This window comes from Affinundibacterium nitidum, assembly GCF_014284155.1.
GTDB classification, from domain to species: domain Bacteria; phylum Pseudomonadota; class Gammaproteobacteria; order Burkholderiales; family Burkholderiaceae_D; genus Undibacterium; species Undibacterium nitidum.
Genome location: NZ_JACOFZ010000008.1, coordinates 63,971 through 77,911 on the forward strand (window position 1 = coordinate 63,971; position 13,941 = coordinate 77,911).

General features: G+C 47.4%; 9 protein-coding genes. 1 reads left to right on the top strand and 8 read right to left on the bottom strand.

The genetic code is table 11. The features are described 5' to 3' along the window. Window positions 1-10: 10 nt before the first annotated feature. Both H8K36_RS16060 and H8K36_RS16065 read right to left on the bottom strand, forming a co-directional pair. The gene (locus tag H8K36_RS16060; protein ID WP_186917529.1) at window positions 11-1,702 is read right to left on the bottom strand and encodes an alkaline phosphatase family protein; all 1,692 of its coding nucleotides are present in this window, start codon (window positions 1,700-1,702) and stop codon (window positions 11-13) included. Between the two features lie 114 nt (window positions 1,703-1,816). Next, window positions 1,817-4,018: a TonB-dependent receptor gene (locus tag H8K36_RS16065; RefSeq protein ID WP_186917530.1), complete on the bottom strand. Its 2,202-nt coding sequence runs from the start codon at window positions 4,016-4,018 to the stop codon at window positions 1,817-1,819. A 300-nt stretch (window positions 4,019-4,318) separates the two neighbouring features. Between H8K36_RS16065 and H8K36_RS16070 the strand changes: the two genes are divergently transcribed. Further along, entirely contained in the window at window positions 4,319-4,993 is a 675-nt protein-coding gene (locus H8K36_RS16070) for a YceH family protein (protein WP_186917531.1), read from the top strand. Window positions 4,994-5,043: 50 nt separating this feature from the next. Here H8K36_RS16070 and H8K36_RS16075 read toward each other — a convergent pair whose 3' ends face one another. The 6 genes from H8K36_RS16075 to hemE all read right to left on the bottom strand — a co-directional run bounded on the left by H8K36_RS16075 (window position 5,044) and on the right by hemE (window position 13,923). Continuing rightward, window positions 5,044-6,297 carry an SGNH/GDSL hydrolase family protein gene (locus tag H8K36_RS16075; protein ID WP_186917532.1) on the bottom strand — a complete coding sequence of 418 codons (1,254 nt, stop codon included), beginning with the start codon at window positions 6,295-6,297 and terminating at the stop codon, window positions 5,044-5,046. Further along, entirely contained in the window at window positions 6,294-7,595 is a 1,302-nt protein-coding gene (locus tag H8K36_RS16080) for an SGNH/GDSL hydrolase family protein (RefSeq protein ID WP_186917533.1), read from the bottom strand. The genes H8K36_RS16075 and H8K36_RS16080 overlap by 4 nt, the downstream gene beginning before the upstream one ends. Before the next feature lie 6 nt (window positions 7,596-7,601). Next, window positions 7,602-8,993, bottom strand: coding sequence for an MBOAT family O-acyltransferase (locus tag H8K36_RS16085; RefSeq protein WP_186917534.1), 1,392 nt, complete (start codon window positions 8,991-8,993; stop codon window positions 7,602-7,604). Between the two features lie 320 nt (window positions 8,994-9,313). Then, window positions 9,314-10,174, bottom strand: coding sequence for an alpha/beta hydrolase (locus H8K36_RS16090; protein ID WP_186917535.1), 861 nt, complete (start codon window positions 10,172-10,174; stop codon window positions 9,314-9,316). Between the two features lie 181 nt (window positions 10,175-10,355). Continuing rightward, window positions 10,356-12,380: a primosomal protein N' gene (locus H8K36_RS16095; protein ID WP_186917536.1), complete on the bottom strand. Its 2,025-nt coding sequence runs from the start codon at window positions 12,378-12,380 to the stop codon at window positions 10,356-10,358. A gap of 457 nt (window positions 12,381-12,837) precedes the next feature. Then, complete coding sequence (hemE, locus tag H8K36_RS16100) at window positions 12,838-13,923, bottom strand: uroporphyrinogen decarboxylase (protein ID WP_186917537.1); 1,086 nt, start codon at window positions 13,921-13,923, stop codon at window positions 12,838-12,840. Window positions 13,924-13,941: the final 18 nt, after the last annotated feature.

The following is a 13,941-nucleotide window of genomic DNA, read 5'->3' on the forward strand; positions in this document are numbered from 1 at the left end:
CCAATCTTCCTTACTTCACCGATGGAGATTTAAAGTCAAACAAATTGAGCAAATCACCGATCGCTGGACGGTTTAATGGAACGTAGGGACTGTGTTTGTCGTGCTTAGGATTTGGAAGATTATCACGACTGCGCTGGCTTAAGGGTGACAGTTTCCAATTACGATTAATAAATTTAATGATCGAGGCGTGATCGTAATAGGTGTGATCGACATAACCACGTTTCGCGAAAGGTGACACGGCGATCAAGGGAATACGGGTACCATCTCCAAAAAAATCGATCAACTGTACATATCCAGAATCGTAATAGCCACCGCCTTCATCAAACGTGACGAGGATCGCTGTCTCTTTCCACAGTTCAGGATTCGCTTGAACGCGTTCAACGATATCTTTCACTAGCTCGTCAAAGCTGGGTGCCGTCGCATAACCGGGGTGGCCGGAAAGGCTATCATAAGGGGCGACAAAGGAAACTGCAGGAAAGTTTTTCGCATCTTTGACATCGACGTAAAATTGACTCAAATCTTGCAATTTTTGGCGATCAGGCCCTGTCATTGTGGAAGTAAAGAAACTCGGCGTATCACACATAGCACAGTATTCTTTATCAGGATTTTTCCCGTCATTGCGACCACCGCTATACCATTTCCATGTAACACCGGCAGCACTCAATGAATCACCAATGTGTGGCATTGTCTGTGGTGGAATCACGAACTTGTCTTCACCGAGGGGCAGCAAGTCTCCCATTGGGTTATAACTAGGATCCATGTTATTCACCATATAGTAGGTATTCGGTGCGCAGTTGCCATCGTTAAATGCGCGATAAGGCAGCGACTTGAGCACCTTCATGATGCCCGTCACTCCAGCCTCAGTAGCATCCGCACATTTCACGTAGGTTCCGCCACGGTAACCATCTTCGGTGTACCAATTATTGGTATTGGGCTGCGGGTCAGGATTCTCGATTTGTTTTTTTGGCGGCATGCCAGGTTTTCCTGCGTCGGTGTAGTAGGCCACATCCGCCGTCGCTAACGCGAAATAGTTGGCGGTCGTGCCGCCCATCACGGGTTGATGATGATTGTCGGAAATTGCATAACGATCAGCCAAGGCCTTGAAGTAGGGTGCGTCGCCACGCGCCATGTTATAGAAACCCATCGCGATCGCTCCTTGGTAGGTACGTCCTGGAGCAAAAGGTGCGGGAGCGTTACTTGGCCCTACTCCCACACTTTCTGCGGTCCAAACAAATAGGTCATTCTTTCCACCATTGACTTGCTGCCACATTTGAAAGAAACGATGAACTGGATCTCCGGTATGTGCACCATAGCTCACATATTTGGTAATCGGAAATGGTCCATTTGGCATAGCTGCTGGAAACCTTGCATCGGGAATATCACGACGCTGGCCGAATGCGCCTGCAGCATAGGGCTGGGGTAAGTGTTCATAACGGCCAATGACTTCTGGAGTAGCTGAATATTGATGGAAGTTAGTCGCGATTTTTTGCGCTGACAATGCAAAATTCTTACCTGGTGAGCCATCGGCCTTCACAATCGACTTAGACAATAAATTATCAATCGTTTGACCTTTTTGGGGCTGATAGGTACCAAACAAATTATCAAAGGTTCGGTTCTCACCGACCACAACGATAAGGTGTTTGATCGGTGTACTAGTAGAAACTTCCTTCGCGCTCTGTGCATGACTTTGTGATGCAATCATTACACTGCACAAAGCGTAGGAAATAAGCGTCAACGACTTATACATATAGGTTCTCCGAAAATGCAAACAGCTAAGCAAGCGCTTAGCTGTCGTCCTACCTCGACAAATAAAATATTAGAGTTTTGCGCTCAAACTAATGAAGAACTGACGCGGAGCACCAGTCAACAAAGTTGCATACTCACCTTTTGGGTCGGACGCTACAAACCCATTTGAACCAATCGTGCTGTAGTACTGCTTGTTCATCAAATTGGTGACGTTAAGTTGAACAGAAACGTCTTTCAAACCCGCAAATGATTTTTGCTTGTAACCAACAGCGAAATTGGATACCCAATATGCTGGAACGCTAGCATCATTCAAGTATGTGTAATAGCGCTCACCCGTGTACTTCGCACCCAATCGAGCAAACCATGCACCATCTTCAATGGCAAGCTCGGTATTGAACATCGTCTTTGGTGCATCGACAACTTGCTTTCCAGCGACAGCGACCACGACTTTGTCCAAATAATTGGATTTGTATTGAGAATCGTTGTAGGTGTAAGAATTAAACCAAGACCATTCCTTGGACAACTTCAAAATGCCGACTGCTTCCAAGCCATTGGTCGAGACTTTACCCACATTCACAAAGGTATTTGGGCAACCGACGATACCTGGACAATTCGCCACATTCAATAAACGATCATCGAAATCAGCGTGGTACAAGGCTACGGACCCTTGGAAGTCGCTACGTTTAAAGCGATAACCCAAATCCAACGATGTCGAAGTTTCAGGCTTTAAGCTATTTACACTGGAGTTAAATGCGGTTTGAGACTGAGAAAATGGGCCACTCACACCAGGTTGAAATGCCCGCATATTTTCGGTGATAGACGCAAACAATTCATCGTCTTTCGTCACATTAAACTTCACCCCGACCTGAGGCAAAAAGGACTTTTTCGCTGTCAAATTTCCTGCCGCACGACTACCGACGACGTTCACCGACCCAATCTCGATCTTCGGTGTTTTGAAGCCAAAATTCAAAGCCAAAGCGCCGTTTAACAACTCCAAAGTATCTTGTACATAAAATTGGGTCGTCTTGGTATCAAAATTTTGTTTAAATCCCGTGTTAAACGGATCGCGTAAGAAGTAATTCGTATCGCGGCCATCAACCGCGGCATAGAAATTACGCGTCAGTGTATGGTTACTATCTTCTACCCACACACCGGCTTTCAAGAAATTCGCGCCAGCGTCGATATTGATATCACTAATGATGCCATTGCGTGAAATCGTGTATTCCGTGGTGCGGATCGAGATGGGTACACTAGCTGAAGTCGGTGTGTATGGTGTGTACCAATGCCCTTGTCCTTCATTACTATGATGGTAAGCCACCGTTTTCCACTCGATTCCATCTGCCAAATTCAAACTCAATGTAGCACCCGCCAAACTATCCTTACGCAGACCGCTTCCTTGATAGTAAGCATCATCCAAGTTATTGACACCGCCGGTGTAAATACCTTTTGCAGCGTTGACGGCGCGGTTCCAATCGGGCGCATAGTTATCCCAGTCGTAACCCAAACGTTTCGTCATTTCCAAGGACATATCTTGGTAATCGACTTCTTTACGATCAGATGTATTCCAAAAAATACTCAAACGAGATTCGCCCAAGTTCTGCACTAACTTTGCATTGAACTGATCTTGGTCTTGTCCGCCCGTGCCCTTCGTTTTCTCAGTGCGGTGGCGTGTTGCGCTCAGATAAAGTTTTGTGCCCGTACCAAACATGCCGGTATCAACACGCGCAAAAGTATGTGAAGTTTTATTACTACCGAAAGTCTGTTCACCTGTCAGTGCAAATTCTTCGCTCGGTTCAGACGAGAAAAATTGCACCGTACCACCGAGATTACTGCTTGCCGCCGTCGCCAGAGAACCTGCGCCTTGAGAGAGCGTGACACGACCAATATTTTCAGTGGAGATAGCACGACTAATATGTAAGCCGTTGTTGTTGCCATAGCTCATATCTCCGAGAGGCACGCCATCGAGAGTAAAGCCCAATTGGTTCTGACTAAAGCCACGGATGCTAAAACGGCTGGACCACTCATAAGATCCAAAAGGGTCTGCCGACTGGAACGAAACTCCCGGTAATTTTTCCAAGGTTTTCAAAGGGCTTGTACCTGGCGTCGCCTGCACTAAGTCTTTACGCGTAATGTTTTGAACTTGACGGCTCTGACCTTCACCCAATACCGTCACTGTTTCAACTTTTCCATCATTATCTTCGGCCATTGCGACCATCGCGAAGGCTTGTAACAAGCAAAGACAAATCGGTTTCAATAAATATCTTGGTTTCATAGTTTTCTCGAAATTTTGTATTGTTGTAGGGCTTAGGCTCGCAAGCCGCGCTGTCAAGTCATTCGCTGAGACACGGTGGAGGCGAGCGCATCTTATGAAAATGTTGTGACCGAAGAATTACAGTCTCTAGAAGTGAATCTCTATGAAATGTCATAGCGAGGTCATAAGATTTCGTTAGTAAGGTGTGGTGAACAGTCGATCGATTTCATTCACGTTCTTAGGATTTTTCCCGCATAATGTTGCTATCTATCGTGGTCCAGCAATGACCACTACAAGAACAAAAATGAAAGAAATTGACTTATGAGTGAAATCGACACCCCATCGAATTTATTGTCCGCAGTTGAGATCCGCGTACTGGGTGCGCTTGCAGAAAAAGAAGCCACTACGCCCGACAACTATCCTATGTCTTTGAACGGCTTAGTCAGTGCCTGCAATCAGCTCACTAGCCGCGACCCCGTGATGAATCTCTCTGAGGCCGAGATTAGCGAAGCGCTCGATCAATTGGTGCAAAAGAAGCTAGCCAGCGTGATTCATCAAGCTGGAGCGCGTGTCGCGAAGTACGAACACAAGATGCGCGTGAAATGGATGTTGGAGCAAAACAAGCTCGCTGTGCTCACGGTATTGATGCTGCGCGGCTGGCAAACTGCTGGGGAAATCCGTACCCGCGTCGGCCGTCTACATGAATTCGCGTCAGTGGCGGAAGTAGAACAATGCCTAGACTTTTTGATCGATAAATATCCACCTGTCGTAGCGCGTTTGCCGATAGCACCGGGCACCAAAGAGCCACGTTACGCACATTTACTCTCGGGCGATGAATCAAGTTTGAATCTAGAATCCTTGAACAACGTAAGCCACGCAGCTTCTAGCCATAACAAAGACCGCATCGCGCAGTTGGAAGAAGAAGTACAAAGCTTGCGCGCACAAGTACAAGACTTACAGACACAGTTTGCGGAATTCAAAAAGCAGTTTGAATGAGCGCTGCTCATTTTGTCGCTAATTACTGCGGCAATCGATCCCGTCAGTAATTAGCGCTTCGGACGGCTCTTCTGATATTTACTCATCAAGGCTTCAAAGAAAGCATTGCCACCTTGGGCATATCCTTCCTCAGTGAAATGGACGTAGTCGGGGCGACCCAATGGTGGGTTGGCGTCGACAAAGCGCTGCATAGAACAACGTCCGCCCATCGCCGCTTCCCAACTCCAAAACAAAAGATGCTCGCTAATCGCGACATCTTGCTGAATATTTTGTACCGTCTTTAAACCGGCAGGCAGACGATAACGACAGCCTACATTTTCACCCGCGCCTTTTTTCTTGGCCGAGTTCGGTGCGCCGATTAAGAGTATGGCCGCATCAGGGGCTGCGGCGCGCAATTGGCGTATGGTGTTTTGTAGTTCTTGCTTATACAAATCAAAATCTGGATTTGGATCAAAGGCCTCATTGGTACCATAGGCAAGTACGATCAGACTTGGGCGTCGCCATTGCAATTGCTCGCGCACTGCTTCGGTTTGCCAACGCGCAATGACACGTTGAGTGGCGCCAACGATCCCGAGTGAATCGACGGTAACGCCTGGCGCTAAAGTATCGATAATAATCGCGCCAAGTTCAGGCGGATTATGTTCAGCACGCAAAGTGAAACTATTCAAATCGATAGCGCTGCCCATGACATACGTTGATTGCCAATTCGACGTGAGTGGTGGCAGCAAGTCGCGCACTTCACCGTCGGGAAAACTCAGCTTCCATCCCCCTGAGGCATCATCATTATTGCGCCGCGTCCAAATTGTGACACGCTGCAAACCAAAGAGTGGCTGTTTAGGAACGATCTCGATCGAAGCACCAGGGTCAGGTTGATTCGCAAATCCACCCAATGGAAAGTTCTCAGGGTTATTGCGACTAACACGAGTTTTCCAATTACCATTCATACGCATCAAAACTTGCGCCGAACGTTGATTTTTGATGTAGCCTGGCGATAGCCAACCTATGCCCGCGTTACCAAAACGCTTTTGCATTTGTTCGCGATAAGCTTGGGTAAAATAATCGCCACCCGTATGCGAATCACCAAGCTGCATAATGTGCACAACTTCGCTACCTTCTTTACGTTCTAAAGCAGCCAACTGACGCCATAAACGCGAGGCATTCGGGTCACCATAATCGTGAACCGCAGCGCCCGCGCTCGCTACCTCTGGTGTCATCGCCAAACTCAATGCGGTAAGGCTAATCGCAAACAAACCTCTGAGTGGTTCGATCTTAGTCAAACTTGACAATGTATTGGATAAGATCATGGGCTCACTTTGCTGATCACAGGTAATTCAAATTGTTTCAGCACTAAGTCGCGCAAGATGGTTTGACCATCGCGAGTAAAATGAATGCCATCTTCAGTACGTACTACCACGCTCTTACCGTTTTCTTTTGTGATTGTCTTCCGATATTCGTTGACGTCGTCACTTAAGGATTCACGGGTAGAGATATAACGTGACTCACCTTCTCCAAGCGCTTTCGCATAGAGGCTATTCAGTACTTTCACACCACGATTAATTTTGTCGCGACCCATATTTGGTGCGCCCATCCAAATCACACGTACATGCTGTTGGTGGGCGGTTTGTATGATGCTTTCGATACGCGTTAAGTAATTACTTTGCCAGCGTTCAGTACCAAAGCTTTCGTATTTACCGCCTAGTATCATGTCCCAAGTATCGTTCGCGCCGAGGAACACCACCAAAACCGATATGCGATCTTTTTCTAGTGTCTTCTTAATGACTGCTGGCCAATCATAGTAGCCAGGATAGGTTAAGCCTGTGCTTTGACGACTAAGGTCAACCGACTTCACATGCACATTTTGCAAAGCGCGTGCGACATGTGGCGCGACCCCTTGCATCATAGAGTCACCGACGAGTAAGACTTTATCTTGTGGCCCCAAGACCATACGCCCCTCTTCATTCAAAGGAACGAATTGAGTCAAAGGTGTTTCTATTTTAGCGTCGTCGGTACCCGCGGCCTTACTCAAACTAAGGGCCATACCGTCGGCCGCGGCATCGGTGCCAAGTTTAGTTCCGACTTTCGGAGCGGCGGCGGCACTAGCGTCCACATTATTTGAGGCCGTAGTTGATTTCTTCAAACTGAGCGGCGCATTTTGCTGCGATACCTTGGTATCGTGAGTAGTATCTTCCGGCAAACCAAACAACAAAACATTGAAACTTTGGATCAAACGTTCCTTGACCGTTTGTCTAGGCTTGAGTTGCTCACTCAATTGTTGATCAAGATCTTTGCTCAACTTAGCCCCACTCTGCCAAGCGGGATGGGCGACAGCCTTTGATAGCCCAAGTTCGAGATGCCTGGTTTGTTGCCAGTATTGGTCCAGCGCATCTTGGCGCATCCAGAACAGCAGTGCCAGACTGCTTGCTAACACCGTTAAAGTTTGCCAATGACGCGACGTCACCTGAACTTCGGTTTCCATTTCAGGTGGTTGCGATCGTAAAGACTGCGCTGGCATAGGCGTTTCGAGTAAAGCTTTCTTAGACTCTTTTGTGTGTTGACGATGTTTTTTAGAGTGCTTTTGGTTTTCGTATCCGTCTCGCATCATCAACTCCTAATACGAGTAATACAAAAACGATGGAACGCCAGAAGGTCCCAACAAATGAATCAACAGCACGATTGCCGTGAGAGCGATTGGCTTAATCAAGATCGGTGTGCGCTCCATCAACCAAAGGCTGCGTTGCTTCCATGATTCTGCATAGACAGAGAGCCAGAAGAACAACAACATCAGAGCAGCACCACCCACCACATCGACGGTCATCGGCGCATCCAAACGGCCAAAGCCGCGGATGAAATTCATCGCCTCTTGCCAACCATCGGCGCGGAAGAAGATCCAAGCGAAACACACAAAATGGAAAGTGATAATGCCACTCAGCAAACCTTTAACCTGACGTCCTAAGACTTTTTCGATGATGTTTTGCGCTACCATACCCATGCCGTGTAAAGCACCCCAGATAATGTATTTCAAACTAGCGCCATGCCATATTCCACTAATCACCATTGAGCTCAATATCGTCACTTGCGTCATCCACCAACCGCCACGGCTGCCACCCATGGGAATGTACACGTAGTCGCGGATCCAGCTCGACAAAGAAATGTGCCAACGACGCCAGAACTCTCGCAAATTAACGGCAAGGTAGGGGAAGTTAAAATTGTCTTTCAACTGATAGCCCAGTAGCAAGGCCATCGCGATGACCAAATCGGAATAGCCACTAAAGTCAAAATAAATTTGAATGGCAAACGCATAGGCTCCCATCAGCAGCTCTGGCGCTTGATAAGCATCGGGATTAGCGAACATAGGGTTGACCCAGGTCTCGGAAATCCAAGTGGCTAGCCATACTTTTTTAACCAGTGCGGAAATCAATAACCAGAAAATCAAATCGCCCTTCACCAATTTGCGCGTTTGTGGCAGTTCGATCTGCGCCAGTAAATCGCTTGCACGGCAAATTGGGCCAGCAAACAGGGTCGGGAAAAAAGCGAGGTAGAGTGCGCTATCGAGCGGCTTTGCCGGTTCGCGTTCGGCGCGTGCAACTGCCACCAAATAGGCGATGGCTTGAAACGTATAAAAAGAAATCCCAACAGGAAGCAGAATATCTAAAGCAGGAATCGACCATGAGAGTTTGAAGTATTCTGCGGCAGCCAAAAAACCATCGCGACAAAAATCAAAATACTTAAATACCGCCAAATTCAATACGGAAGCAAAAATCCCGAGTCCACAGATGAATTTCCGCTGTTGGGGCTGCGACTGCACCCATTTCAGCAAACCCAGCATACAGGTGGTGTAGATCGCTAAAATCACACCAAAGCGCAAGTCCAAAGACGCATAGATAGCGTAACTGGCTAATAGCAAACTGATCTTTTGTAGGGTGGTCCACCGGTTCAGTGACCAATACAAAATAAGAAATACCAAAAAGGTAAACGCAAACTCGGGTGACAGATAACTCATGCTGAATTCTAAAAGACAAAGTACGGGACGTTCTACTGCAAGGCCGAATCTAACGCCCCATTCGGATGAATAGGGCTTCAACGATAATGAAAAAACGCGTTCCTGCCAAAGAATTCACAACAGTCTGACTGCTATTTTGACTACCAATTGATCTAGCAAAAACTTAAAGTTTTTTCATTTGTACTTTGCTACAAACGAAGAGCTGAACTTTGCAGTATTGCGCTGCTTTTTGCAATAGCTAATCGCCTTGAATGTCGCATGTTTACTCGCTTTTTTTCAAAAGCGAGTATCACGGCTTCAAAATTCAGCTGAGCGATGCGTTATTGTGGAGAATCGTTGATGAAACTGCAAAAAGCTCTCTGCACTTCCGCTTTGTTCATCATGCCGGAATGGGGGCCATTTTTGACTAGCACTAATTGCTTTTTCGCAGAAGGAATCGCATCGAAGACTTTCTTTCCGAGTTCAGGTCCGAACAAGTCATCGTTTTCACCAACAATCACCAGACTTTTTTGCTGGAATTGCGATACCGCTTTGGCATTATTGACCAATAAGGTAGACGGCTCGAAGCTAAATCGTACGAAAGGCACGGCATACCAAGGTGTTTTGTAGTCAACCACGTCAGGGATGGTGGTCGCGGTCGCTTCGAGGATTACGCCATCCACGCTACGATTTTGCATGATATAGCCCGTCATAAAGCTACCGAGAGATTGCCCATGAAGATAGAGTTTGCCATTCGTATTTTTGCGTACGTCATCGTAAATACGCAGAGCATCTTCTTGCAGGCTCTGAATCGTAGGCTCACCCTTGGTGCGACCATAACCGCGGTAATCAAAACTCACAATGTTTGGCGTGCAAGCGCTGGTTTGGCGAACAAGACTCTTTAAGCTTTCGTCCGCATGAGATAGGTTGCCACCAAAATACAGGATGGTTGGACTATTACCATCGACGCGCATTTGCAAACCATTCAGGCTAAGCTCAGCTTCGACCGGAATGGATTTCTCAACTAGCTGTGTGTTTGGCTTAATTTTTTGCAGGTCTTCATTCGTCAACGGTGCTTTACGCTGATAACCCGTTAATTTATCTGGTCGAATAAATTGCTTTTCATCGACGTTGACAGATATACATGCACTCAAGCTGCTTGCCATTAGAAGCGCTATAGCAGTAGTGTGAATTTGCCGCATGAATTTCTCCTTGTAGACTTCATGAAAATGGGATCTCTTTTATTGTTGCCTTTGTTATTGCCAGCAGCAAAACAAAACTGCAATAAAAAGCTAGCATTTTCATTATGATCTACAGATTTTTCAAGCCCATTTCATCACATACGTCGCCAAGTTCATCCCCATCTAAATGATCAGTGCAGTTTTAGATATCAACCGGATCGATTTCCACGCCCCATTTCACTCTGGTTTTCATCGCCCGCAGCGTGGAAATCCATTCCTTGAGGAAGACTTGTAAAGCAGGACGCGAGGTCGACTCCACCAACAGTTGTGCTCGGTCCATATTATGAACACGGGTCATGGTCATGGGGATGGGATCGTTGATGGTGATGCCGTGATGCATGGTGCAATGAGCAGCCTCCTGCAGAAAAGCGATCGCCGTTTCCAACTCTCTCGCCTCTGCCCGTAGCAAAGCCTGATATATAAACGGTGGCATTGCCGCTTGTTGACGTTCTTCCAACAAGTCATCAGCAAAACGGTGGTAATCGTGAGCCATCAATGCATGATACAGAGGATGATCGGGATAACGGGTTTGAATCAAGACTTCGCTCGCATTGCCGCCCTCTTTTTGCGCAGCCCTTCCTGCACGACCAGCAACCTGCATCAATTGGGCAAATAGACGCTCACTGGCACGGAAGTCTTGCGAAAACAAAGCGCTGTCGGGGTTCAAAGCAGCGACTAAAGTCAGATTCTTAAAATCATGTCCTTTTGCTACCATTTGGGTACCGATCAAAATATCGACCTCGCCACGGTGCACCGTATCAAAGGCGGCCTCTGCACTACCCTTCAATCGGGTCGAATCTGCATCGATCCTAAAGATTCGCGCATCAGGAAAGACGCTGTGTAGCCCTTCTTCCAGGCGTTGTGTGCCACGACCCAATGGTTGTAAATCAATGTTGCCGCAAGTCGGGCAAGCACGGGTAATCCGTTGCTCCAAACCGCAATGATGGCAGCGCAATTTTTTATCGGGTTTGTGCAAAACCATATGCGCCGTGCATCGTGTACAGTTGCTAATCCAACCACATGAATCACAATGCAGGACCGGTGCATATCCGCGTCGATTGAGGAACAGTAGTGATTGCTCACCTTTCTCCAAACGCTGACGTATTGCGGCTACCAATCTTTGGGTTAAGCCTTCAGACGGCTTCTCACGCTCGGTATTGATAATCTTCACCACCGGTAAAACAGCATCTTTCACCGCTCGTTCCCGCAACTCCAACTTGCGGTAACGCCCCGCTTTACTATGTTGCCAAGTCTCTAAAGAAGGTGTCGCAGAGCCCAAAACCACAGGAATCGCTAACTGATGCGCTCGCCAAACTGCAAGGTCACGCGCCGAATAACGCAAACCTTCTTGTTGCTTATAAGAAGGGTCATGCTCTTCATCGATGACGATCATTTGCAGATGCGGCAACGATGACAAAATTGCCAGACGTGTACCGAGAATAATCCTCGCTTGACCAGTGTGCGCGGCTAGCCAGTGGAGTAGGCGCTCACCTTCAGCCATCCCGCTATGCAAAGTGGAGATTTGAATTCCCGCAAAGCGTTGGCGGATATTCGCTTCGAGTTGCGGCGTTAAATTAATTTCTGGCACCAAAATGAGCACTTGGCTGGTATTGTCACGCGCCAAGATTTTAGCGGTGGCCTGCAAATACACTTCGGTCTTACCGCTGCCGGTGACGCCATGCAATAAAAAAGCAGCGAAGCCTGGCTGCCCCACAATCTGCTCTACCGCGGCGTGTTGCTCAGCATTTAATTGTTTCTCTTGCAAAACTTCTGGCGCCGCGTCCAACTTAAGCTTAGTCAGCTTCTTCAAATTGCGGTCCAACGACACGGGCTTTAGGGCACGCAAATTCTTAGGAAGTGCGGGAATCGCCACCTCACCTAATGGCCGTTGGTAATAGTCGGCCGCAAAACGGCAAAGGTCTATCCACTGATTTGATAAGGCGGGGCATTGCTGGCGAACTGCCAATACGTCTTTGATTTTATCGGCGGGCACCTCTGTGCTTCGATTGACCGCCACAATCAAACCCGCTATTTCTTGCCGTCCAAATGGCACTAAAGCGATCTGACCGACCTCAGGGCGTGGCTCGTCCGCCACCGCCAGCCAACGATAATCGAAGAGTCTGTCAAGTGGGGTATCGAGAGCAATAGTGAGGTAAAAGGGTTCCACGAACTTAATGTAAGGCTTGAGATATTGCGCTAACTATCGGTTTCATATGGTCTTTTTATACTATCCACAGCTTTTGTGGATAACTTTGTGGACAAGCACGTCTTGACACGCGGCAGGCCTAGATTTGATGCGGGTTTCAATAGATTGCACATTTGCGATGCACAAAAAAACTCATTTAAAATCAATAACTTACAAATGCATACTTTAGGCGAAAAACAAATATTCAAGGAATTTTTTTGTTTGTCGTTTTTTGTGAATAAGTACTGGAATTAGGTAGCCAATATGCCACTTATCCACCGCTATTCATCGCGATTTCTACCGACTTTTACTCGCCAAGCCGCATGGGCTCTAGCTTTTGCAAAGCAACATGCTTGATTTGCGCCTATTGCCATCCACTTCGGTTCAAAACGCATATTTTTATGCTGCTTTGAACCGTCATGTCTTAATACTTACTAACTTAGGCTTGACGTTGCTGGCGGCTTACTTCATGTACCGTTTCTACCAACACGGTTACTGCATCTGGTGAAGTAAATTGGGAAATGCCGTGGCCGAGGTTAAACACATGACCATGACCCGCGCTAGGTTTGCCATAGGATTGCAAGGCAGCTGTCACTTGTTGACGAATTTGCTCGGGTTCCGCAAACAAAACCGCTGGATCCAAATTACCTTGTAAAGCCACTTTGTCGCCCACGCGCGCACGCGCTTGGCCCAAGTTGACTGTCCAATCTAAACCCAAAGCATCAGCACCGATATCCGCGATTTGCTCTAACCACAATCCGCCACCTTTGGTGAATACGATACATGGAATGCGCTGACCATCTTTTTCACGCTGTAACTTGTTGACGATGTCTTGCATGTATTTCAATGAAAAACGCTGATATGCGCCATCAGCCAGGGCACCGCCCCAACTATCAAAAATCATCACCGCTTGCGCACCAGCATCGATTTGGGCATTCAAATACGTTGCTACCGCCTCTGCATTCAGCGTCAAAATGCGTTCCAAGAGATCTGGGCGCTTGTACATCATGGCTTTGATGCCATGGAACTCACGCGAACCTTGGCCTTCGACCATATAGCAAGCCAAGGTCCATGGGCTACCAGAAAAGCCAATCAAAGGCACGCGACCATCCAAGGTCTTACGAATTTGGGTGACTGCGTCAAACACATATTGCAGGCTACCTTCTGGCGGCACCTCCAAAGCCATAATCGCTTTTTCGTCTTTCAACGGACGTTCAAACTTTGGCCCTTCGCCTTCTTCAAAGTACAAACCCAAACCCATCGCGTCTGGCACGGTCAAAATATCTGAAAACAAGATTGCCGCATCGAGCTTGAACCGATCCAAAGGTTGAATCGTCACTTCCGTCGCAAAATCAGGATTCTTCGCCAAACTCATAAACGAACCCGCACCTTTGCGTGTTGCGCGGTATTCAGGCAAGTAACGTCCCGCCTGACGCATCAACCACAAAGGTGTGTATTCAGTTTCTTGACGCAACAAGGCGCGCAAAAAGGTATCGTTTTTGAGAGGAGCAAAAGTGTTAGACATGGGATGCTTTCGTATAGC